Here is a 22,085-nt window from a genome sequence, read left to right as displayed (position 1 = left end):
TCATCCTTGGAGGGCCGAAGACCTGGGGCCGCCGTCCGTTCAGGACGGATTTGTCCCGGCAAGACTAGTTGCCCGGGGCACGTCCCTCCTCTAAGAGACTCGATAGATATGGCGATGAACGAGCGTTACGAGCCGCAGGCGATTGAAGGTAAGTGGCAGACCCGTTGGGACGACGCGGGCGTCTTCCGGGCAGGCAGACGCCCCGGTGCACCCAAGAAGTACGTGCTCGAGATGCTGCCGTACCCCAGCGGGAAGATGCACATGGGGCACGTCCGCAACTACCTGCTCGGGGACGTGTACGCGCGTTACTTCTGGATGAAGGGCTTCGACGTGCTGCATCCCCTGGGCTGGGATGCGCTCGGCCTGCCGGCCGAGAACGCGGCCATCAAGGACGGCGTGCACCCGGCGGTGCGCACGGCGGAGAACATCGCGTCCTTCAAGAAGGAAGTGAAGAGCCTGGGCTACTGCTACGACTGGGAGCGCGAGGTCAACACGAGCGACCCCGAGTACTACCGCTGGAACCAGTGGTTCTTCATCCAGATGCTGGAGCGTGGGCTCGTCTATCGCCGCTTCAGCAAGGTGAACTGGTGTACCGGTTGCCACACCGTCATCGCCAACGAGCAGGTGAAGGACGGCGTCTGCGAGCGCTGCGACTCCCCCGTGGTGGACAAGGAGATGCCCGAGTGGGCGTTCCGCATCACCCGGTACTCGCAGGACCTGTTGGACTCGCTGGATACGCTCACTGAGTGGCCCCACCGCATCACCGCCGCGCAGCGGAATTGGATTGGCCGCTCGGACGGCGCCGAGGCCGACTTCCGCGTGCAGGGGCATGACGCCGCGCTGCGCGTGTTCACCACCCGCATCGACACCATCTTCGGCTGCACCTACGTGGTGCTGGCGCCGGACCACAAGCTGGTGGCCCAGGTAACGACGCCCGAGCGCCGCGCGGAGGTGGAAGCTTTCGCCAAACGCATGGCCGCCCAGTCCAAGACGGAGCGCCTGGGCGAGGGCACGGAGAAGGAGGGCGTCTTCACCGGCGCCTACGCGGAGAATCCCTTCACCGGACAGGCGGTCCCCATCTGGATCGCCAACTTCGTGCTGAGCGACTACGGCACCGGCGCGGTGATGAGCGTGCCCGCGCACGACGAGCGAGACTTCGCCTTCGCGCGCAAGTACAGCCTGCCCGTGAAGGTCGTCATCCAGCCCGCGTCCGGTGACAAGCTCCCGCCGGGCGACAAGCTGGAGGCGGCCTATACGGAGTACGGCGTGCTGGAGGACTCGGGCGCCTACACGGGCCAGACGTCCGAGCAGGCGCGTCAGGCCATGGCCGCGTCGCTGGAGAAGGACGGCAAGGGCAAGGCGACGGTGACGTACCGCCAGAAGGACTGGGGCTTCAGCCGCCAGCGCTACTGGGGCACGCCCATCCCCATCGTCTACTGCGAGAAGTGCGACCCGGACCGCAACGGCATCCCGGTGCCTTTGGACCAGCTGCCCGTGCGCCTGCCGGAGATTGACACCCAGGCGGTGCTCACCGGCAAGGGCGAGCCGCCGCTGGCGAAGGTCGCCTCGTGGGTCAACACCACCTGTCCGAAGTGCGGCGGGCCCGCTCGGCGCGAGACGGAGACGATGGACACCTTCGTCGACTCCTGCTGGTACTTCGCGCGCTACCTGTCGCCGCACTACGACGCCGCGCCGTTCGACCCGAAGGAGGCCCAGCGCTTCCTGCCCGTGGATATCTACGTGGGGGGCCCCGAGCACGCGGTGATGCACCTGCTCTATTTCCGGTTCTGGACGCGGGTGATGAAGCTGTTGGGGCTCAGCCCCGTGGATGAGCCCGTCACGCGCCTCATCACCCAGGGCATCGTCAACGGTCCGGATGGCCGGAAGATGTCCAAGCGCTGGGGTAACGTGGTGGCGCCTTCCTCCATCGTCCAGAAGTACGGTGCGGACACGGCGCGGGCCTACGTGATGTTCGCCGGCCCGCCGGAGCGCGACTTCGACTGGTCCGATGACCAGGTGGAGGGCGTATTCCGCTTCCTCAAGCGCGTCTGGACGCTGGCCGCCACGCACCAGGCGGCCACGGCGGGTGCCACCTATGACGGACCCTCCGAGGGCAAGGCGCTGGAGATTCGCCGCGCCGCCCACAAGACGCTCAAGCGGGTAGGGGAGGCCATCGAGCGCCTGTCCTTCAACACGGCCATCGCCGGCATCATGGAAGGCGTCAACGCGCTCTACGCCCAGGGGACGCCCGAGACGGCCGCGGAGAAGGCCGCCATGGCGGAGGCCGTGCGGCTTCTGGCGGCGGTGCTCACGCCGTTCGCGCCGCACATCGCGGACGAAATCTCGGAGGCCTATGGCGGCAAGGACTTCACCGTCGCGCAGGCCTGGCCGGAGTTCGACCCGGCGCTGGTGGTGGACGACGTCATCCCCTACGCCGTGCAGGTGAACGGCAAGCTGCGCGCGGAGATTCGCGTGGCGGCGGACGCGGCGGAGGCGGACGTGCGCGCCGCGGCGGAAGCGGATGAGAAGGTCCAGGCGGCCCTGGCGGGCAAGACGCTGCGCAAGTTCGTCTTCGTCCCCAAGCGCCTCGTGAACTTCGTCGCCACCTGAGCGGGGACCCGGGTGCCGACCGACGTCCTCGTCATGTGCGGTGCATGTGGGCGGCCCCAACTCGCGGGCCGCCCGCGGTGCATTGCCTGCGAGGCCGTGCTCCCCGAAGCGCCCCTTCCCGGGGGCCCGGCACCGGGGGAGCCTTTCTTCGTCGCGAACCTGGGAGGAGGGCGCATGCTCTCCGGTCAGGGGACGCGGCTCTCCTATCAGCCGCACCCGTCGGTCATGGTTCCTCCCGTGGAGTTGGACTCGCTGCGGGAGGCGCGGCTGGAGTCGCGCTACTTCCGGGAGGCGCTGGCGCTGACCGTCTTCGCCTTGCTGGGCCTGTGGGCGCAGCCCATCGCGCTGAAGGTGCTGGGGTTGGGCATGGCGGCGCTGGGCGTCCTGCTGGCGTTGACGTGCCGCTCACACGGGCTCGTCCTGGTGCCTCGGCAGGGGCCGACGGTACGCTGGCCCTTGGGACTGGCGCGGCGGGGTTCATCCCGGGACACGCGGCTGCTAGCGGCGTGGACGTCGTTGGCGGAGGCCCTGCGGGTGCGCGGCGTGGCTGTCGACGGTGAGGCGTCACCGCCGCCTCCGTCGATGCGCGACGGCGGCCCTCTGGCTTGACGGGCGGATCGGGCCGGGTAGGGTGCCGCGCATGTCGCGACCCTGCGCTGTGAGCTCCCGGCGCCTTTGGATTGGCGTGGTGGTGGGAATGTGGGCGGCCGCGGGCTGTGGCTACCGCCTGACGCCTCGTGGAGACGGGCTGCCGGCCGGCGTGACGTCCCTCTGCGCGCCCGTCTTCGTCAACGCCACACCCGAGCCCACGCTGGAAACAGTCTTCACGCGCTTCCTGCGGCAGGAGCTGATCCGCGTGGGGCGGCTGGGCAGCGCGGAGTCCTGCGACGCGCGCATGGAGGGCACGGTGCTGTCGGTGGCGAACACCCCCACCACCGTGGTGGGCAAGCGCACCAGCCCGGGCTTCTTCTTCCGCGTCTCCGCTCGGGCCCAGCTCCGTGTGGTGAAGGACGGACAGGTCCTCAAGCAGACGGAGGTCTTCGGCACGGAGGACTATGTGCTGGGGAGCGGAGACATCCTGGAGGCGGAGGCGAACCGGCAGGTCGCGCTCGAGCGCCTCGCGGAGGTCTTGATGCGGGACGGGTACGACAGACTCGCGGGCGCCTGGTGAGGAGGCACGAGCCTCCTCCCGGCAGCCTGCACGGATGAAGCAGGGCCACGCGAGGTGGCCCCAGGGCTTCGACTAGGCCTGCGCGCGGGCGGCCTTGGTGGCGGCCTTCGCGAGACGCGAGATACGGCGGGAAGCGGTGCGCTTGTGCAGCACGCCCTTGGTGGCGGCCTTGCTCAGCGCCTTGGAGGCCGACTTGATGGCGTCCGTCAGCTTCGCCCCATCCTTGCTGCCGAGCGCCTCGCGAGCGGACTTGACGGCGGTCTTCACCTCACCGCGCACGGTGACGTTGCGCGCACGGCGCTTCAGGGACTGACGGTGACGCTTCTCTGCGGACTTGGTGTTGGCCAAGAGAAATCTCCAGCGGTAATGGCAGGCTAAAAGAGGGGCCGTCCTTACTGCGACGCCTCGCGGGCGTCAAGGCGGGTGTGGGCCTCCAGCCGGGATTTCCGGGCTCTGGACGCCCCGCCGAGGGCACCTGCGAGGAAAATCACTCTACCGAAGTCGTATATTCCCACACCAGCCCTGATGGATCCTCAAAGGTGAGTCGGCCGGCCTGGTGCTGGATCAGCCGGCCCCCCTGAATCTCCGCCAGGATGCCGGGGAGTCGCTCCACCGCCGCCGTGGAGGGGGCCGTCAGGGTCAGCCTCAGGCCCGTCGTGGGCGTCCCCGCCGCTTCGAAGGCGATCCGGAGGCCCCCGTCTTCATAGAGAGCCTGATCCACGGCGGGAGTCCGACGAGGGGTCCACCCCAGCCGGGGCGCCAGGGCGTCCCAGAACGCGCGCTGCGCGGGGAGATCCACCACACCTAGCCGCAGCGTGGTGACGGGCGCGCGAGGAACCCAGGTCGGAGACGGCAGGGCCTTTTCGCGCGCCTTGGCGTCCTGCCAGTGGCGCTCCATGTGCTCCAGGGTGGCATCCCCCAGGGCGACACCCTCGGCGCGCAGGGCGGACTCGATGTGCTGGAAGCGGGCGGTGAAGCGGCGGATGGCCATGCGCAGCGCGTCCTCGGCCGGGGCTCCGACGAAGCGCGCGAGGTTGGCGAGCGAGAACAGCACGTCCCCCAGCTCGTGCTCGATGGCGTCCCGATCATTCGCGGCGATGGCCTCGTCCAGCTCGCCCAGCTCCTCTGTCAGCTTGGCGCGCACGCTGGCGACGTCCGGCCAGTCGAAGCCGATGCGGCTGGCCTTCTCGGAGAGCCGCTCGGCCCGCATCAGCGCCGGGGCGGCGACGGGGACGCCGTCCAGCACCGAGCCCTCCCGGCCCGTCTTGCGCTTCTTCTCCGCGGCCTTGAGCTTGGCCCAGTTGTCCAGGACCTGCTCGGCGCCCTCCAGGCGCTGGCCGTCGCCGAAGACATGGGGATGCCGGCTGACCAGCTTGTCGCCAATGGCCTTCGCCACGTCGGCCAGGGAGAACTCCCCCAGCTCCGAGGCGAGCTGGGCATGGAAGACAATCTGGAAAAGCAGATCTCCCAGCTCTTCGCAGAAGGTCCGCCAGGAGCCGCCGTAGGCCACCCGGTCCATCTCCTCCAGGACCTCGAAGGCTTCTTCCAGGAGGTAGGGCCGCAGCGAGCGGAGGTCCTGTTCGCGATCCCACGGGCAGCCGCCTTCAGCGCGCAGCCGCCGCATGATGTCGACCAGTCGCTCCAACTCCGCCCCGGGGGTCAGCGTCGTGTCCGCCATGCACAGTCCTGTAGCACGCACGGGTCTGGTGCTGTCCGGCAAACGCGGCAGGTGGGCGGCCTGACTGGCGTTCGTTTTCGCGGTTGGCCCTGGGTCGCCTACAATCCACCCCCTGGATGATCCGCCTGCCGCTTCTCGCCCTCCTTTTCAGTGGATTCACGCTTCTGGTGCCCGTCGTGGCGTCCGCGCAGCTGGAAGCCCCCACGCGCCTTCCAGAGGTGGATCCGGGTCCCATGGAGCCCGACCTGCGGGATGAGTCCATGGATCCGGTGGATGACGCCGCCTACGCGGAGGACGTGCCGGAAGAAGACGTCCCCGTGGAGGAGGATGCCTCCACCGAGGACGCCGACGAAGCGCCCGCGCGCAACATCAGGGCCTCCGAAGCGGTCCCCGGCAATGGCCGGACGCCCGCGGCGGCCAGTCCTCCGCCGGTCGAGGAACCCACGGTCATCACCCCCAGGCCGGTGACGCTGAGTCCGGTGCTGGCGCCGCGGGTGACGGATGCGGACCTGGAAGCCCTCTGGAACCGGTGGCGGCAGGCCCGGGCGACGAATGATCGAGACGCGGCGGCTGCGGCCCTCAAGGAGCTGCGGACGTTGCGCGTCGAGCTGGCCGCCACGGACCTGGAGCCCCTGAGCGCGGGCTTCCTCCGCGAAGCGGCCGTGCGCCGCCGCGCGGGGGACATGGCCGGCGCGGTGCGGCTGGCGGAGGTGGCGGTCGAGCTGTCACCGGGGCTGCCCTACGCCCGCTTCGAGCTCGCCGAGCTCTACGCCTTGGAGAAGCCGGGTGACGTGTCTCGCGCCCTGGGGCAGGTGCGGCAGTCGCTGACGACACTGGCGCGGGATGCCCGCTATCGCCGGCCCGCGTTGGCGGACCTGGGCGCGCTGGTGCTGCTGGCCTGGGGCGCCACCGCGGTGCTGCTGATGGGCCTGCTCTTCCTACGGAAGCTCCGCTACGCGCTGCATGACTTCCACCACCTGCTGCCGCGAGTCGTCTCCCGGTGGCAGTCCCTGGTCCTGGGGCTGCTGCTCTTGAGCCTGCCGTGGGTGCTGGGGCTGGGGGTGCTGCCCGCGCTGCTGGTGATGCTGGCCACCGTGTCGCTCTATCTCTCGCGGACGGAGCGGGTGGTGGCGGCGGTGCTGGTGGCGGGCGTGGGGCTCCTGCCGCTGGCGGCGGGGCAGCTCGCGCGCGTCACGGCGTTCGCGGGCACGCCGGCCGAGGACGTCTATCTCCTGGAGCGGGGTGGCCTGTCCGCCGAGGAGGCGCGGGCGCGCGTGCTGACGCGGATGGCGTCCCGCACGGCGACCTTCGTGGAGGTGCTGTCGCTGGCGTACTTCGAATCCCGGCGCGGCCTGCTGGAAGAGGCGAGGACACACTTCAAGGCGGCCTCGGCGCTGAAGAACTCGGATGCGCGCCTGCTCACGCGCTTCGGCAACACCCTGGTCGCGCTGGGAGACGCGGACGGCGCGGCGCTGCTCTACGTGCAGGCCTCGCAGTCGGCACCGGACTTGGCGGCTCCGCACTACAACCTGGCGCAGGTGGTCCGCCGCAGGGCGAAGACGCTGCCCGACTCGGAGGTCGGCAAGGAACTGGACCGCGCCGCCACGGCCATGGCCTCGGCGCAGGCGCTGGATGGAACGCTGCTGGTCCGGGACCCGCCCCCGGAGGACCGGCTCCTCCTCAACCTGCTGTTGCTTTCCCCGGTGCTGGGGGAGTCCGACTGGCTTCCGCTCGCGGATGGTACGGGCGCGGGTCGTCAGGTGGAGACGCAGGTGTCGCGCTGGCTGCTCCCCGGGCTTGCTCCCGGGCCCATGGCCTCCGCGGGGGCCGCGGCGCTGGCGGTGCTCTTGGCCCTGTGGGGCTTCGCGGGTGACCGCTTGAAGGCGGCCAAGGTGTGTGAGCGCTGTGGTCGCGCGGTGTGCGTGCGCTGCGACCCGGAACTGGGCGTGGGCAGCAAGCAGTGTGGCCAGTGCGTCAACGTCTTCGCCCGCCGGGGGCTGGTGCCGCAGCAGCTGCGGGCGCGCAAGCAGCTCCAGGTGGACCGGCATCAGGCCTGGACGGGCCGCGTGGCGTACGTCCTGGGCGCGGTGTTGTCCGGCGCGGGGCACGTGGCCTCGGGTGTCCCGGTCCGCGGCGCGCTGTATGCGTTCGGCTTCCTCTTCGCGCTGGCCGCGGTGCTCCTGCACCAGGGGCTGGTCCGAGGGCCCTACGGTGAAGCCCCCCTGTACCTCAAGCTCGCGCCCGCGGTGTTGCTGCTGCTGGGTGTCCACCTGCTGTCGTTGCGCGGTCTGCGCCGTCTGCGGCGGGGGGAGTGAACGGCGATGTCCCTGCAAGGCACCCTGAAGGACTTTGGTATTGGCGACATCCTGCAGCTCATCGGGCAGCAGCAGAAGACGGGCACGCTCCACGTCCGCGCCAGGGACCAGGAAGTGCGCATCGGCTTCAACGATGGCCACATCATCAAGGCGGAGAGCGTCACCCGGAAGCGCAAGGAGCTCATCGGCACCATGCTGGTGCGCTCGGAGCTCATCACCGAGACGCAGCTCGAGGCCGCCCTGGAGACGCAGCGCCGCACGCTCAAGCGCCTGGGGGACGTGCTCGTCTCCAGCCAGGCCCTCACCGCCGAGCGCTTCCAGGCGATGATGCAGCTGCAAGCCACGGAGACCCTCTACCGGCTCTTCACCTGGAAGTCGGGCACCTACGAGTTCATCCAGGAGCCGGTGGAGCCAGACGCGGAAGCCATCCATCCGCTGCGCGCCGAGACGGTGCTCATGGAAGGCTTCCGGATGGTGGATGAGTGGCCCGTCATCCGGCAGAAAATCCACCGTGACGACCTGACCTTCGAGCGCATCAAGGCCCTGTCTCAGCCGCGCGCGGAGGAGGGCGGGGAACTGGGCGCCATCGGTCCTTCGGAGCGGCGCATCTACGATGAGCTCTCCCCCGGGAGGGACTTGCGCAAGCTGGTGGACCTCTCCTGCCTGGGCGAGTTCGAGACCTGCAAGGCGCTCTACAACCTGGTGAAGGGCGAGTACGTCCGCCCGATTCTTCCGGAGGGCGCCCCGGCCCCCGCTCCAGGGGACCAGCGCTTGCTTGTTCGCGTGGCGGGGCCGGTGGGGCGCCTCTTCGCTACCGTGGGGGTGCTGGCGGCGGTGGCGCTGGTGGTGCCCCGGGCCGTGAGCAGGGACCCCGCGGCGGGCGTTGCCGCGGTGTTCGCGGATGCCGCGGCCCAACGTCATGTTTCCCAGGCCCAACGCGTCCGCATCGAGGCCGCACTCGAGGTGTTTCGTCTGGAACGCGGTGAGCTGCCCGAGCGTCTGGATTCTTTGGTGCAGGCTGGACTGTTGAAGCCGGGCGAACTGAAATATCCGTGGCGGGAAGAGTACTATTACCGGCGGTTGGCCGCTCGGCAGTTCATTCTCCTGCCACCCTTGCGCTAGTCCTGACACAAAGTCGTCTTTCGCGGCCCTGAGGGCGGCGTTACGTTGGTGTCAGCCGTAGCGACATAGACCGAGGAAGAATCCGCATTGCGAAATCCCGCCACGTTGGAAGCGCCCGAAGTGCTCACCGCCTCCGCCAAGGTGGACGTTCGTGACAACGCGACCGCCCTGGCCCTCTGCGGCAGCCAGAACGAAAACCTCAAGTTGATGGAGCGGCGCCTCGGGGTCCGGGTGGGACAACGCGGCACCGAGTTCCACCTCTCCGGTCCGTCCGACGCCGTGGCCTTCTCCGTCCGTCTCCTGGAGAACCTGGAGGAGATGATCCGCGCCGGCCGCCCCGTCTACCGCGAGGACGTGGAGCAGGGCATCAAGGTGCTCGGCCGCGGCGCGGAGTCCCTGCAGGAGGTCATGCTGGGCCCGGTGCTGAAGAGCTCCGGCAACCGGCAGATCGCCCCCAAGAGCATCAACCAGAAGCGCTACGTGGACGCCATCCGCTCCCACGACATCGTCTTCGGCGTCGGTCCCGCCGGCACGGGCAAGACGTACCTCGCCATGGCCATGGCGGTCGCCTTCCTCCAGGAGCGCAAGGTCAAGCGCATCATCCTCGCGCGTCCCGCCGTGGAGGCGGGGGAGAAGCTGGGCTTCCTGCCGGGCGACCTGCAGGAGAAGGTGAACCCCTACCTGCGGCCGCTCTACGACGCGCTGCACGACATGATGGCGGCCGAGCGCGCCGCGCAGCTGCTGGAGCAGGGCGTGGTGGAAGTGGCCCCGCTGGCCTTCATGCGTGGCCGCACGCTCAACGACGCGTTCGTCATCCTGGACGAAGCCCAGAACACCACCGTGGAGCAGATGAAGATGTTCCTCACGCGCCTGGGCTACAACAGCAAGGCCGTCATCACCGGTGACGTGACGCAGGTGGACCTGCCCACGGGGAAGATGTCCGGGTTGAATCACGCCCGCGCGGTGCTGAAGAACATCGACGGCATCCACTTCGCGGAGTTCTCCGATGTGGACGTGGTCCGCCACCCGCTGGTCCAGGAGGTCATCCGCGCCTACGACCGGGCGGACCTCGCCCAGCGCGAAGCCCAGGCGGCGCGGGGAGCAGCCACTGCTGCCGCCCCGGCCCCCACCGCGACGGCGGCAACCGAGCCCGTTGCCGTCGAGTAACGGCGACAGAACCTACCTGCGCCCACCCGCGCATACCCTGCCGGGCGGGCGTACCCCATCCCACCCTTGCGAATATTCCCAGGCGCTGCGTCCTTGAAGGATCCGCGACGCCTTATCTAGGGTGAGGACCCCCATGGCCGAATCGGAAACGCAGCCCCCTGGGCGCAGTCCACTGGACGCGCTCGCCGAACGCCTCGGACTGGAAAACGGCGTCTGGGGGCGGCGCGCCATCCAGGTCCTTCTCCTGCTGGCCGTCTCCATTGGCGCGGGCTTCGTCATCTCGCCGGGCCTCTACAGCCAGCAGATTCCGGCGCTGGCGGAGGAGCACCTCGGCAAGCCGTTCCGGGCCAGCTCGCCCGCGGGCTTCAAGGCCGCGCGGGACTACGAGGTCGTCCACCGCGCCATGACGCAGCAGCGGCGCCAGGACGCGCGCGCGGCCGTCAAACCCGTGTACGACTTGAACCCCGCCGTCCTGGGGCAGCTGCGGGCGACGGTGAGCTCCGCCTTCTCGTCCATGCGCCTGCATCTGGACGAGCTCGCGGAGGCGCAGACCGAAGCGGAGCCCGAGGATCGCGAGGCGCCCCGCCGGCGCAAGCCCGCGGCGTCCCCGGAGATGGTGGAGCTGGAGCGCGGCACCCGCGAGAAGATGCGGGCGGAGCTCCAGGAGCGCTTCTTCGGCAAGCGCGACGCCGTGCTGGAGGCCGAGGACTTCCAGGCGCTCTACGCCACCCGCTTCTCACAGGAGGCGGAGACGGCCACGCTGCTGGTGCTGGAGCGGGCGTATCGCTCCGAGCGCGGCGCGGTCCATGTGGCCGGCTCCCGGGAGGAGCTGGCGCGGGAGGCGCATCAGGGACTCACCGTCCGCGACGTGGTGAACAAGGCCGAGGAGTCCCTGTCCGGGGGCTCCACCCAGGTGGTGGACGTCCCCGAGGCGCACCAGGAGATGGAGCGCTTCGCCTCGGTGCCCGGCAACCTGATGCCGGACGCGCCGGGCGTCCAGCGCCGCGCCATCCTCCGGCTGGCCCAGCGGCTGGTGCGGCCGAACCTCACCATCAACATCGCGGAGTCGGACGCGCGCCGGACCCAGGCGGCCCAGGCGGTGAAGGACGCCGTCATCTCCATCAAGAAGGGCCAGCGCGTCATCGGCGACGGGGAGCTCGTCAATGAGTCGCACCTGGTCATCCTGCGCGGCATGCGCGCGGAGACGGACCGGCTGGACCTGGTCCAACTCCAGGCGGGCGGCACTGGCCTGGTGGGCCTGCTCATCGTGTCGTTCTACTTCTTCTGCAGCGCCGCCTTCCGGCGCTTCCGGCCCACGCGCAAGGACGGCGTGCTGTTGGGCCTGCTGCTCCTGGGCCTGCTGGGTCTGCTGCAAGTCTGGGTGTCCATCGCGGACGCGGTGCAGGACCGCTACACCGCGCTGCCCATCGAGGCCTTCTATTACGCCTTCCCCGTGGCGGCCGGCGCCATGCTGGTGCGCTTCATCCTCACGCAGGAGCTGGCGCTCTTCTTCGCGCTCGTCTTCTCCTGTCTCACCGGCGTGATGCTGGGCAACTCGCTGGCCTTCGGCGTCTTCACGCTGTTGGGCTCGCTGGTGGCGGCCGACCGCATCGTGAAGGCGAAGGACCGCGTGGGCATCTTCCGCGCGGGTCTGGTGACGGGCGCGGTGAACCTGGTGGCGGTGCTCTTCCTCTTCCTCGTGGAAGGCAAGGGCCTGTCGGCCGACACCCTCCTCACCGCGCTGAGCGCCTTCGTGGGCTCCTCGCTGGCGGTGCCGGTGATGGTGATGGCGCTCACGCCGCTCATCGAGGCCACCTTCGGCTACGCGTCGGACATCAAGCTGCTGGAGCTGGCCAACCTGAACCACCCGGCGCTCAAGGAGCTCATCGTCCAGGCGCCCGGCACGTACCACCACTCCATCATCATCGGCTCGCTGGTGGAGAACGCGGCGGAGACGATTGGGGCCAACCCGCTGCTGGCGCGCTCGTGTGCGTACTACCACGACATCGGCAAGGGCCGGAATCCGCTCTACTTCGGGGAGAACCAGAAGGGTGAGAACCGCCATGACGCGCTCGCGCCGGCGATGAGCGCGGTCATCATCAAGCGCCACGTGACGGAGGGCCTGGAGATGGCCCGTCAGTACCGGCTGCCCAAGCTGGTGGCGGACGCGATTCCGCAGCACCACGGCACGCGCACGGTGGGTTACTTCTACCACAAGGCCTTGAAGGAGCAGGAGGGCAAGGAAGGCGCTCCGCCCATCGACGAGAGCATCTACCGCTACCCGGGCCCGAAGCCCCAGTTCCGCGAGGCGGCGCTGGTGATGATCGCCGACGCGGTGGAGGCCTCCACGCGCTCCATGACGGACCCCACCACGCCCAAGCTCCACGCGCAGGTGCAGAAGATCATCAACCTCATCTTCTCCGAGGGTCAGCTCGACGAGTGTGACCTGACGTTGAAGGACCTCAACCTCATTTCTCAGTCCTTCCTGCACACGCTCGAGGGCATCTACCACACGCGTCCGGCCTATCCGGCGGGCGCCGTGGGTGGAGGCAAGGCGCCTCCGTTGGTGGTGGCGGGCGCGGTGCCTCGGCCCGTGGAAGGCAGCAAGGACAAGGCGCGGACCGCGGGGGGGGCATGAGCGGAGCACGAAGGGGCAATGGCGTGAGATTGCGCAAGGGGAAGCTGATTCCCCGTGACGACGGCAAGCGCATCGAGGAGTTCGTGGGCGCGGCCACCACCCACACGGACGCGGCGTCCGTCGCGCGGATGCTGGCCCCCCCGGGCTGGTCCGAACCGGCGCAGCGCCCCGAGTTCGACGAGGTCGTCATCGTCCTCACGGGCGAGCTGACCGTCGTCGTGGAGGGCCGCCGCGAGCGCATCCCCGCGGGCGAGGTCGGACTGGTGCCGCGCGGCAAGCGGGTGGTGTACCGCAACGACGGACAGGGCGCGTGTGACTACTGGTCGGTGTGCGCGCCCGCGTTCCGCCCGGAGCTGGCGCACATGGAGGCGCCCAAGCCCCGCGTCCAGGAGAACCACGTCGTCATCCAGGTGGCCCATGGCCAGGGGCGCGACTTCGCGCGCCTGCTGACGACCTGGGCCAAGGACTACCTGATGCAGCTCGAGCTGTCCGGCGTGGAGCTGTCCCTGTCCCTGGTGGACGACCGGGCCATCCGTCGGCTCAACCGCACCTGGCGCCAGAAGGACAAGGCGACGGACGTGCTGAGCTTCCCCGCGGGCGACCTGCCCAAGGGCACGCCGGGACCGCGCCCGCTGGGGGACGTGGTCATCTCCCTGGACACGGCGAAGCGGCAGGCCAAGGAGTACGGCCGCACGCTGGAGTCGGAGCTGGCGCGCTACCTGGCGCACGGCCTGCTCCACCTGCTGGGGCACGACCACGAGCGCCCCCGGGACGCCAAGCGCATGGCGGCCCTGGAGGAGCAACTCCTGGGCGAGCGGGGCATGGTGGCGGACTCGCTCCAGGTGGATGCCAGGGCCCGCCGCGCCCGCAGCCTCATGTAGGCCCTCCGCTGGCTCCCCGCTGGACAATCCGGCATCCACCCCGTTGAGCCGGGCGGCGTGCGTGATAGGTAGGCGGCCTCCCGCGTGTTGGACCCAGCCATGCTCCGCCCATCCCTCATCGCCTCCTGCCTGCTCGGCCTGCTGCTCCTGGCGGCGCCCGCGCGCGCGGCCACCTTGCCGCCGTGGGGCACGGGAGAGAGCCAGGGCGAGGACCTGGCCATCCTCCTGGTGACGTTCAGTCCCGGGGATGACGTGCCCTCCTGGTGGGGCCACGGCTCGCTGGTGGTGGAGGACCGGCGGCGGCGGATGTCGCGCCTCTACAACTACGGCATGTTCTCCTTCGACGAGGCCATGCTCGCGCGCTTCGCCATGGGCCGGCTGGAGTTCTGGGTGGGCCAGTCGTCGGTGGGCGGCACCTTCCGCCACTACCAGGCCGAGGACCGCGACGTCCGCGTGCAGGAGCTCAACCTCACGCCCGAGCAGCGCGTCGTCGTGGCGAAGCGGCTGGCGGACAACGTGCTGCCGGAGAACCGCGAGTACCTGTACCACCACTACAATGACAACTGCGTCACGCGGCTGCGGGACATGATTGACGTGGCCACGGGCGGCCAGCTCCGCGAGGCGGACCGGGCACCCGGGCGGATGACGCTGCGCGAGCACACCCGGCGCTACACCGCGGTGAACGCGCCCATGAGCGTGCTGCTCGACTTCATGATGAACGACGAGATCGACCGTCCCATCACGAAGTGGGAGGAGGCCTTCCTCCCGGACGAGCTGGAAGCGCAAGTCGCGGCGCTCCAGGTGAAGGGCGCGGACGGGCAGCGTGGGTCGCTCGCGGCGAAGAGCTGGAACCACTACGAATCCTCCAAGCGTCGGCGTCCGCCAGCGGAGCCTCCTCCGTGGGGGCCGTGGCTTCTCGCGCTGGGCCTGGGCCTGGGCGGCCTGGCGGTGGGCCTGGCGGTGTGGGAGCGCCAGCGGGGCAGCCGCGTGGCCCGCCTGCTGCTCGGGCTGGAGAACGCCGTGGTGGGGCTGGCGCTCGGGTTGCCGGGCACCGCGCTGTTCATCATGGGGCTGGTGACGGACCACACGGTGACGTTCCGTAACGAGAACCTCTTCCTGGCCAACCCGCTGACGCTGCTGGCGCTGCCCTTCGGCGTGGCCCTGACGTGGGGCAGCAAGAAGGCCCGCGCGCGCCTGTTCAAGGTGTGGACGCTGCTTGCGGCGCTGGGGGTGCTGGGCGTGGTGCTCAAGGTGTTGCCGCCCTTCGACCAGGACAACTGGCGGCTCATCGCGCTCATCCTGCCCATCTCCCTGGGCATGGCGGGCGCATTCGGTCTGGACCGGGTGCTGGCGCGCCTCCCCGGGGCGGACCGCGCGTCAGCCGGACGGCGGGATACCGTCGCATCGCTGAAGACTCCCTAGAGGACACGGAAAGAAGCCATGGCGAACGATTCGATGGAGAAGATCAACGGCCTGAGGGAGCGCGTGTTGGCGCTCCGGGGGCATCTTTGACCTCGACCGCAAGCGGTCCCGCATCGCGCTGATTGAACGCGACTCCACGCGGCCCACCTTCTGGGACGACAACACCAAGGCGCAGGCGCTCCTGAAGGAGAAGTCCACGCTGGAGGCCAGCGTCGGCGCCTACGACAAGGTGATGCGTGGCCTGGATGACGCGCAGGCGCTCTTCGAGCTGGCCGCCGAGGCCAATGACGAGGCCACCACCCAGGAGGCGGAAGGCTCCCTCACGGGCCTGGAGGGCGACGTCGCCAGGCTGGAGCTGGCGCGCATGCTGTCCGGCGAGCAGGACCGCAGCAGCTGCTTCATGGACATCAACGCCGGCGCCGGTGGCACGGACTCCATGGATTGGGCGGCCATGCTGCTGCGCATGTACACCCGCTACGGCGAGCACAAGGGCTGGAAGGTCGAAATCAACGACGAGGTGCCGGGGGAAGAGGCGGGCTTCAAGAACGTCTCCCTGCGCATCGAAGGTGACTTCGCCTACGGCTACCTGAAGGCAGAGGTGGGCGTGCACCGGCTGGTGCGGATCTCGCCCTTCGACGCCAACGCACGCCGGCAGACGGCCTTCGCGTCGGTGGACGTCTATCCGGAGGTGGATGACACCATTCAAATCGACATCCCGGAGAAGGACATCGATTTGAAGTTCATCCGCGGCGGCGGCGCGGGCGGCCAGAAGGTGAACAAGACGTCGTCCACCGCGCAGCTGCGCCACCTGCCCACCGGCATCATCATCACCTGCCAGACGGAGCGCTCGCAGTCGGCCAACAAGGACATGGCCTTCAAGATCCTGCGAGGCCGCCTGTACGAGCTGGAGATGAAGAAGCGCGACGCCGCGCGTGACGCCGCCGAGGCGCAGAAGAAGGACATCTCTTTCGGCTCGCAGATCCGCTCCTACGTGCTGGCGCCGTACCGCATGGTCAAGGACCTGCGCACCGGCATCGAGACGGGCAACGTGGACGCCGTGCTGGATGGGGACCTGGAGGAGTTCGTCACCGCCCAGCTGCTGGGCGTGAAGAACCCCAACCGCAGCGCGGGCGCGGACTGAGCAGGCGCCGCGCCTCACTGTTTCCTCGCCTTCGCCCGGAACCTTTTCCGCGGCCCTGCTGTCGGAGGGCCGCGGGGCAGGGGACGAAGGTAGGCTTCAGGGACGGTGGCACCTCCTGTGGAGGGGCTGTCGCGGGAGGACACGGGTGTCATCGGGCGGCGTGCTCGAAATCGGACAGGAAGAGGCCGCCGCCGCGGTCGCGTCCGAGTCGCGCCGTCAGGACGCCGCGCTGCTGGCCCGGCTGCGCCGAGGGGAGCCGGACGCCTTCGAGCTGCTGGTGCGCACGCACCAGGACCGGCTCTACGACTTCTGCGTCCGCATGGTGGGAGACCGTGAGGAAGCCCACGACCTGGTGCAGGAGATCTTCGTCAGCGTGCACCAGAACGTCCGCCGGTTCCGCGAGGACTCGAAGCTGTCCACCTGGCTGTTCCGCATCACCCGCAACCACTGCATCAACCGGCTCAAGTACCTGAAGCGCCGGGGCCGGGGCCGCTCCGAAGTGTTCGACGAGGCCGCGGCCCTGCGCTCCGAAGGCGGGGGCACGGCGCCTGGCCCGGACGCGGCCCTGGAGTCCGCGCGTGAGCGCGCCCGGGTGCAGTGGGCCATCTCCCAGCTGGAGCCGGACGCGCGCATGCTGGTGGCGCTGCGCGACATCGAAGGCCTCAGCTACGACGAAATCATCGACATCACCGAGCTACCGGAGGGAACGGTGAAGAGCCGGCTCCACCGGGCCCGGGAAAAACTGGCGGACCTCCTGGGGCGGCTTGAGCCATGAACGGCATTCATCGCAGACTGCGGGACGTGGAACCGCGGATGAACCATCGCGAGGCGAGGGCGCTGTTCCTCGCGCTCGCCGACGACGAGCTCCCCGCCCCCAAGGCGCAGGAGGTTCGCACCCACCTGGACGGCTGCGACGACTGCCGCCAGGGCTGGCAGCGCTATGCCAGCACGGTGCAGCGGCTCCATCACGTGGCGCGTGAGAAGGCCCCGCCCGCGCTCGCCTCCCTGGTGATGAGCCGTGTGCGCCGCAAGCGCCGCTTCGGTCTGCGGGGCCTGCACACCGCGCACATGAACCACCGCCTCCCGGTGGAGGTCCTCATCCCGCTGCTGCTGGCGGCCGCCGTGGCCGCCTTCCTGGCGCTGATCGCTCCCTGAGCGGCCTTCCGCTGTGTTGCGTTGCTTCCCGGGGGAGCCTTGGCTACGGTGCCGCGCCTTTGGGAAAGCGCGTCATGGCCGAGACCGAGAACAAGAGCGAGAAGAGCGTGGGCGAGGGCGACCTCGGGACGAAGGAACAGGAAATCTACGACCAGCGGCTGGAGAAGGCCGAGAAGTGGCGCGAGGCCGGCTTCAATCCGTACGGCAACGGCTACCGTCCCCAGCATCAGGCCGCCGAAATCCACGCGAAGCACGCCGCTCAGTCCGCCGAGGAAATCGAGCAGGCCGCTCCTGCGCCCTATGACGTCGCCGGCCGCGTCGTGGCCATGCGCTCCTTCGGCAAGGCCGCCTTCATCAAGCTGAGAGACGGCTCGGGCGAAATCCAGGTCCACATGAAGAAGGACGCCTTGGGGGACGCCTATGAGACCTTCAAGCTCTGTGACCTGGGCGACTTCCTGGCCGCCACCGGCCCGGTGTTCCGTTCGAAGACGGGTGAGCTGACGCTGTCCGCCACGAAGTTCACGCCGCTCACCAAGTCCCTGCGGCCCCTGCCGGAGAAGTGGCACGGCCTGACGGACGTGGAGATTCGCTACCGTCAGCGGTACCTGGACCTCGTGTCCAACCCGGACGTGAAGCAGACCTTCCTCCGGCGCAACAAGCTCATCCGCTTCATCCGCGACTTCCTCGACACGCGTGACTTCGTCGAGGTCGAAACGCCGATGATGCACCCGCTCGTGTCCGGCGCGGCGGCGCGGCCCTTCACCACGCACCACAACGCGCTCGACATCGACCTGTACATGCGCATCGCCCCGGAGCTGTATCTCAAGCGCCTGGTGGTGGGCGGCCTGGAGCGCGTCTACGAGGTCAACCGCAACTTCCGCAACGAAGGCATCAGCACCCGGCACAACCCCGAGTTCACGATGCTGGAGTTCTATCAGGCGTACGCCACGTACGAGGACCTGATGGACCTCTCCGAGGAGATGATTTCGGAGGCCGCCAAGGCCGTCACCGGCGACACGAAGGTGAAGTACGGCGAGCACGTGCTCGACTTCGGCAAGGGCTGGAAGCGCATCTCCATGACGGAGGCCATCCGCGAGGTGGTGAGCGGCCTGTCAGACAAGGACATGGCGGACGCGGACCGGCTGCGCCACGAGCTGCTCAAGACGCGCCACTCGGAGGCCGAGCGGCGGGCCATTGACACCATGCACCACGGTGAGCTGGTGGGCGCGCTCTTCGAGCACCACGTCGAACACACGCTCATCCACCCCACCTTCATCACCCATTTCCCCACCGCCGTCTCGCCGCTGGCCCGGCGCAATGACGCGAACCCCGACGTGACGGACCGCTTCGAGCTGTACGTGGCGGGCCGCGAAATCGCGAACGCGTTCTCCGAGCTGAACGACCCGCTGGACCAGAAGGGCCGCTTCCAGGCCCAGCTGGACGCGAAGCAGCGGGGCCAGCAGGAGACCATGGACTACGACGAGGACTACATCCGGGCCCTCGAGCACGGCATGCCGCCCACCGCCGGTGAAGGCATCGGGATTGATCGGCTCGCCATGCTGTTCACGGATTCGCAGAGCATCCGAGACGTCATCCTGTTTCCCCTCCTCAAGCCACTGGCGAAGTAGCCAGGAGGCCGCGTGCACTCCGCCGAACGGCAGACCGTCCATCGCTGGACCTTCATCTGGATTGGGGCGCTGGTCGCCCTGGTGGGCTTCAGCCTGCTCGGGGTGGCGCTCACGTCCTCTCAGGCCTGGCTGGAGACCAGCCCCTCCCTGGGGCTGTCCCTGCTGGGGTGGGGCGGCCTGGTCCAGGTCCTCAACGCGCTGCTGCTCGTGTCCGAGCAGCCCGTCGCGCGGGTTCCCAACACGGGCCTCCTCGTCGCGGGCTCCGTCGTCTGGCTGGCGGGGTGGGCGCTCATCGCCGCCGGCATCCGCCGCGCGCCGGAGCCCACCGAAGGGCCCAGCCCGGCCGCGGGCGCCACGCTGTACCCGCGCCTGGCGCGCTACCGGGACTTCTACTGGAGCACCCTGGGCGCCTACGGCGGCGGCATGCTGCTGGCGGAGGTGGTCCTCATCCTCCTGCAGACGGTGCTGTCCAGCGGCGTGTCCGCCACGGAGCTGGGCGCGGCGGGGAAGGGCGCCAGCAGCGGCCTGTCGTTGCCGCCCACCGGCGCCTTCGCCATCGCGCTGCTCGCGGGCGGCATGGTGGCCTTCATCTCCGGCTTCATCGGCGCGTCGCGGGCGCAGCGGCTGTCGCTGCCCGAGGCCACCATCGGCGTGCTGTACCTGGGCCTGCCCATCCCCATCGTCCTCACGTTGATGGAGCGGCTGCCCGGGCTGCAGCTCGCGCTGGGCTACCGGCTGCGCGAGGTGACGTACGTCGCGGGGCTGATTGGCCGCCCGGAGCTGGGGTACTGGCTCGTCTTCACCTTCCTGGTGCTGGCGCTGGTGCTGGGCATCAACACCGGCTTCATCGCCGCCGGCAGCGGCCGGGTGGACCTGAAGCTGGGGTTCGAGCTCTTCGTCGCGCGCCGGCACGTGGCGGTGTTCCGGCCGTCGCTGCTGCTGGGGACGCTGGCGGTGCTGATGTTCGGCATCATCCCCCCGCTGCTCATCTACTTCATCATCCGCTCCGCCGAAGCGGCCGTGGAGCGCACCCGCATCCGCGCGCTGGGTCTGAAGGACCCGCTGGCGGCGGCCTCCGACCTCAACCGCCTCAAGCTGCGGGAGCAGTCGCCCACCATGATGATGACCGCCCTGTCGGTGGGCGGCGTGGGCGTGGGCGTCATGGCGCTCATCATCGTGTTGTCGGTGATGAGCGGCTTCGAGGCCGACCTGCAGCAGAAGATTCTGGGCACCAACGCGCACGCCGTGGTGTCGAAGTACGCGGGCGACCTGCCCGAGTACGCCAAGGTCATGGAGTCCGTCCGCAAGGTGCCCGGCGTCGTGGGACAGACGCCCTTCATCATCAACCAGGTGATGATTGCCTCCGAGGGCAACGTGGACGGCGTCATCATCAAGGGCATCGACCCGGGCACGGTGGGCGAGGTGACGGACCTGCCCAAGAACATCCTCGGTGGCGGCTCGCTCGACATCCTCTACACGCCGGAGAAGATCGTCCACCGCGGCCTGCCGGACGAGGAGCCCGCGGAGGAGAGCGGGGTGGAGGAGGACGACATCATCCGCCGCTCCGGGACGCCCAAGAAGGCGCCGGTGCTGCCGGGCATCGTCATTGGCCGGGAGCTGGCGGCGTCGCTGCGCGTGGTGGTGGGAGACCGGGTGAACGTCGTCTCCCCGCTGGGCACGGAGCTGAGCCCCTCCGGCCCGATTCCGAAGAGCCGCGCCTTCCGCGTGGCGGCTGTCTTCTATTCGGGCATGTACGAGTACGACTCCAAGTTCGTCTACATCCTGCTCAAGGAGGCTCAGGACTTCTTCGGCGTGAAGGGGGCCACGGGCATCGAACTGAAGGTGGCGGACATCGACGACGCGCGGCGCATCGCCTCGCAGGTGGTGAAGGTGCTGGGGGGCTATCCCTACCGGGCACGTGACTGGGGAGAGATGAACAAGAACCTCTTCTCCGCGCTGCGTCTGGAGAAGCTGGTGATGGGCATCATCCTCTCCATCATCATCATCGTGGCCGCGGGCCTCATCGTCGCCACCGTCATCATGCTGGTGCTGGAGAAGCGGAAGGAGATCTCCGTCCTCAAGGCCCTGGGCGTACCTGATGGTGGCATCGTGAAGATATTCCTCGCGGAGGGCCTGCAGATTGGCGTCGCGGGCGGCTTCCTCGGACTGATTTCCGGCCTGTCCTGGTGCCTCTTCATCGAGAAGGCCGGCATCAAGCTGGACCCGGACGTCTATTACATTCCGGCGGTGCCGGTGCGCATCGAGCCGGTGCAGACCGTGCTGGCCGTGGTCATCGCGGTGCTCGTCACCTACCTCGCCTCCATCTACCCGGCCCTCAAGGCCAGCAGCGTGGAGCCGGTGGAAGGCCTCAAGGCGGAATAGCCATGGCGCTCTTGTCCATCCGCAACGTCTTCAAGAGCTACTTCCTGCACGGCAAGCGCATCGACATCCTTCGGGGCGTGTCGCTGGACATCCAGCGGGGAGAGCTCGTCTCGCTGGTGGGCGCGTCCGGGGCGGGGAAGAGCACCTTCCTGCACGTCCTGGGCACGCTGGATGCCCCGGCCGCCGGCGAGGTGCTGTTCGATGACCGCCCCGTGTTCTCCATGAACGACGCGGAGATCGCCGAGTTCCGGAACCAGACCATCGGCTTCGTCTTCCAGAGCCACTTCCTGCTGCCGGAGTTCACCGCCTTGGAAAACGTCGCCATGCCCGCCCTCATCCGGCGACAGGATCGCACCGGCGCCTACGCCTATGCCCGTGAACTGCTGGAGCGGGTGGGACTGGGACACCGCGTGGACCACCGTCCAGGAGAACTGTCGGGTGGTGAGGCCCAGCGCGTGGCCCTGGCGCGCGCCCTGGTGCTCAAGCCCGCGGTGTTGCTGGCGGACGAGCCCACCGGAAACCTCGACCCGGCGACGGGCGAGGGCATCCACCAGCTCCTGCGGGAGGTCAACCGCGAGCAGGGAATCACCGCAGTGGTCGTCACCCACAACGAGACGCTCGCCCGCTCCATGCCCCGCCGCCTCAGGTTGGCCGGGGGTGAGGTGTCGGAGGCGTGATGTCCTGGCAATTTTGCATTGAGGCCCTCAGGGGCCTTCCCGTAGATTGCCCCGCCTTTTCCTGGCCGGTCTCCCCTTGAGGCACCCCGTTCTGTCGC

The 22,085-nt window shown here is 69.1% G+C and carries 17 protein-coding genes; 15 read left to right on the top strand and 2 right to left on the bottom strand.

Going from position 1 to position 22,085, the window contains the following annotated elements; all coding sequences use genetic code 11:
• Positions 1–108 precede the first annotated feature (108 nt).
• From leuS to lptE, 3 genes are all read left to right on the top strand, one after another.
• The gene (leuS, locus tag HV824_RS08480; RefSeq protein WP_176418425.1) at positions 109–2,610 is read left to right on the top strand and encodes a leucine--tRNA ligase; all 2,502 of its coding nucleotides are present in this window, start codon (positions 109–111) and stop codon (positions 2,608–2,610) included.
• Between the two features lie 174 nt (positions 2,611–2,784).
• Positions 2,785–3,219 carry a hypothetical protein gene (locus HV824_RS08475; RefSeq protein WP_255207865.1) on the top strand — a complete coding sequence of 145 codons (435 nt, stop codon included), beginning with the start codon at positions 2,785–2,787 and terminating at the stop codon, positions 3,217–3,219.
• Between the two features lie 31 nt (positions 3,220–3,250).
• The gene (lptE, locus tag HV824_RS08470; RefSeq protein ID WP_176418427.1) at positions 3,251–3,781 is read left to right on the top strand and encodes an LPS assembly lipoprotein LptE; all 531 of its coding nucleotides are present in this window, start codon (positions 3,251–3,253) and stop codon (positions 3,779–3,781) included.
• Between the two features lie 72 nt (positions 3,782–3,853).
• On the opposite strand, the gene rpsT is transcribed toward lptE, so the two are convergent.
• Both rpsT and mazG read right to left on the bottom strand, forming a co-directional pair.
• A complete protein-coding gene (gene rpsT, locus HV824_RS08465; RefSeq protein ID WP_163779232.1) occupies positions 3,854–4,129 on the bottom strand; it encodes a 30S ribosomal protein S20 in 276 nt (91 codons plus the stop codon).
• Positions 4,130–4,268: 139 nt separating this feature from the next.
• Positions 4,269–5,459, bottom strand: a complete 1,191-nt coding sequence (gene mazG / locus HV824_RS08460; protein WP_176418428.1) for a nucleoside triphosphate pyrophosphohydrolase — start codon at positions 5,457–5,459, stop codon at positions 4,269–4,271.
• Positions 5,460–5,575: 116 nt separating this feature from the next.
• Between mazG and HV824_RS08455 the strand changes: the two genes are divergently transcribed.
• From HV824_RS08455 to HV824_RS08400, 12 genes are all read left to right on the top strand, one after another.
• Positions 5,576–7,774 (top strand): hypothetical protein, encoded by a 2,199-nt coding sequence (locus tag HV824_RS08455; RefSeq protein WP_255207864.1) that lies wholly within the window; start codon positions 5,576–5,578, stop codon positions 7,772–7,774.
• A 6-nt stretch (positions 7,775–7,780) separates the two neighbouring features.
• The gene (locus HV824_RS08450) at positions 7,781–8,896 is read left to right on the top strand and encodes a DUF4388 domain-containing protein (RefSeq protein WP_176423032.1); all 1,116 of its coding nucleotides are present in this window, start codon (positions 7,781–7,783) and stop codon (positions 8,894–8,896) included.
• 87 nt (positions 8,897–8,983) lie between these two features.
• Complete coding sequence (locus HV824_RS08445) at positions 8,984–10,063, top strand: PhoH family protein (protein ID WP_176418431.1); 1,080 nt, start codon at positions 8,984–8,986, stop codon at positions 10,061–10,063.
• 133 nt (positions 10,064–10,196) lie between these two features.
• Complete coding sequence (locus tag HV824_RS08440) at positions 10,197–12,701, top strand: HD family phosphohydrolase (protein WP_176418432.1); 2,505 nt, start codon at positions 10,197–10,199, stop codon at positions 12,699–12,701.
• Positions 12,698–13,582: an rRNA maturation RNase YbeY gene (gene ybeY / locus HV824_RS08435; protein WP_176418433.1), complete on the top strand. Its 885-nt coding sequence runs from the start codon at positions 12,698–12,700 to the stop codon at positions 13,580–13,582. The genes HV824_RS08440 and ybeY overlap by 4 nt, the downstream gene beginning before the upstream one ends.
• A 99-nt stretch (positions 13,583–13,681) precedes the next feature.
• Positions 13,682–15,004, top strand: coding sequence for a DUF4105 domain-containing protein (locus tag HV824_RS08430; RefSeq protein ID WP_176418434.1), 1,323 nt, complete (start codon positions 13,682–13,684; stop codon positions 15,002–15,004).
• Between the two features lie 18 nt (positions 15,005–15,022).
• Positions 15,023–16,145, top strand: a protein-coding gene (gene prfB, locus HV824_RS08425; protein ID WP_255207863.1) for a peptide chain release factor 2 whose coding sequence is annotated in 2 segments (ribosomal slippage) — positions 15,023–15,091 and positions 15,093–16,145 — 1,122 coding nt in all. Because the reading frame shifts where the segments join, the coding sequence is not laid out codon by codon here.
• Positions 16,146–16,290: 145 nt separating this feature from the next.
• On the top strand, positions 16,291–16,920 hold the full coding sequence (locus HV824_RS08420; RefSeq protein WP_176418435.1) for a sigma-70 family RNA polymerase sigma factor: 630 nt from the start codon (positions 16,291–16,293) through the stop codon (positions 16,918–16,920).
• A 38-nt stretch (positions 16,921–16,958) separates the two neighbouring features.
• Positions 16,959–17,300, top strand: coding sequence for an anti-sigma factor (locus HV824_RS08415; protein ID WP_255207862.1), 342 nt, complete (start codon positions 16,959–16,961; stop codon positions 17,298–17,300).
• A 74-nt stretch (positions 17,301–17,374) separates the two neighbouring features.
• Complete coding sequence (gene lysS / locus HV824_RS08410) at positions 17,375–18,928, top strand: lysine--tRNA ligase (RefSeq protein WP_176418437.1); 1,554 nt, start codon at positions 17,375–17,377, stop codon at positions 18,926–18,928.
• A gap of 12 nt (positions 18,929–18,940) precedes the next feature.
• Positions 18,941–21,310 carry an ABC transporter permease gene (locus HV824_RS08405; RefSeq protein WP_176418438.1) on the top strand — a complete coding sequence of 790 codons (2,370 nt, stop codon included), beginning with the start codon at positions 18,941–18,943 and terminating at the stop codon, positions 21,308–21,310.
• 2 nt (positions 21,311–21,312) lie between these two features.
• Positions 21,313–21,987, top strand: a complete 675-nt coding sequence (locus HV824_RS08400; protein ID WP_176418439.1) for an ABC transporter ATP-binding protein — start codon at positions 21,313–21,315, stop codon at positions 21,985–21,987.
• Positions 21,988–22,085 lie beyond the last annotated feature (98 nt).

Origin of the sequence: Myxococcus sp. AM009 (genome assembly GCF_013372605.1) — a bacterium.
GTDB classification, from domain to species: Bacteria; Myxococcota; Myxococcia; order Myxococcales; family Myxococcaceae; genus Myxococcus; species Myxococcus vastator.
Note: the sequence above shows the minus strand (reverse complement) of the source record. Positions and strands in the feature narration are given on the sequence as shown.

Bases quoted from the DNA above. Each gene is read 5' to 3' on its own strand.
- leuS (WP_176418425.1), top strand. From the start codon at position 109: ATGGCGATGAACGAGCGTTACGAGCCGCAGGCGATTGAAGGTAAGTGG.
- HV824_RS08475 (WP_255207865.1), top strand. From the start codon at position 2,785: ATGCTCTCCGGTCAGGGGACGCGGCTCTCCTATCAGCCGCACCCGTCG.
- lptE (WP_176418427.1), top strand. From the start codon at position 3,251: ATGTCGCGACCCTGCGCTGTGAGCTCCCGGCGCCTTTGGATTGGCGTG.
- mazG (WP_176418428.1), bottom strand. From the start codon at position 5,459: ATGGCGGACACGACGCTGACCCCCGGGGCGGAGTTGGAGCGACTGGTC.
- HV824_RS08455 (WP_255207864.1), top strand. From the start codon at position 5,576: ATGATCCGCCTGCCGCTTCTCGCCCTCCTTTTCAGTGGATTCACGCTT.
- HV824_RS08450 (WP_176423032.1), top strand. From the start codon at position 7,781: ATGTCCCTGCAAGGCACCCTGAAGGACTTTGGTATTGGCGACATCCTG.
- HV824_RS08440 (WP_176418432.1), top strand. From the start codon at position 10,197: ATGGCCGAATCGGAAACGCAGCCCCCTGGGCGCAGTCCACTGGACGCG.
- ybeY (WP_176418433.1), top strand. From the start codon at position 12,698: ATGAGCGGAGCACGAAGGGGCAATGGCGTGAGATTGCGCAAGGGGAAG.
- HV824_RS08430 (WP_176418434.1), top strand. From the start codon at position 13,682: ATGCTCCGCCCATCCCTCATCGCCTCCTGCCTGCTCGGCCTGCTGCTC.
- HV824_RS08415 (WP_255207862.1), top strand. From the start codon at position 16,959: ATGAACCATCGCGAGGCGAGGGCGCTGTTCCTCGCGCTCGCCGACGAC.
- lysS (WP_176418437.1), top strand. From the start codon at position 17,375: ATGGCCGAGACCGAGAACAAGAGCGAGAAGAGCGTGGGCGAGGGCGAC.
- HV824_RS08400 (WP_176418439.1), top strand. From the start codon at position 21,313: ATGGCGCTCTTGTCCATCCGCAACGTCTTCAAGAGCTACTTCCTGCAC.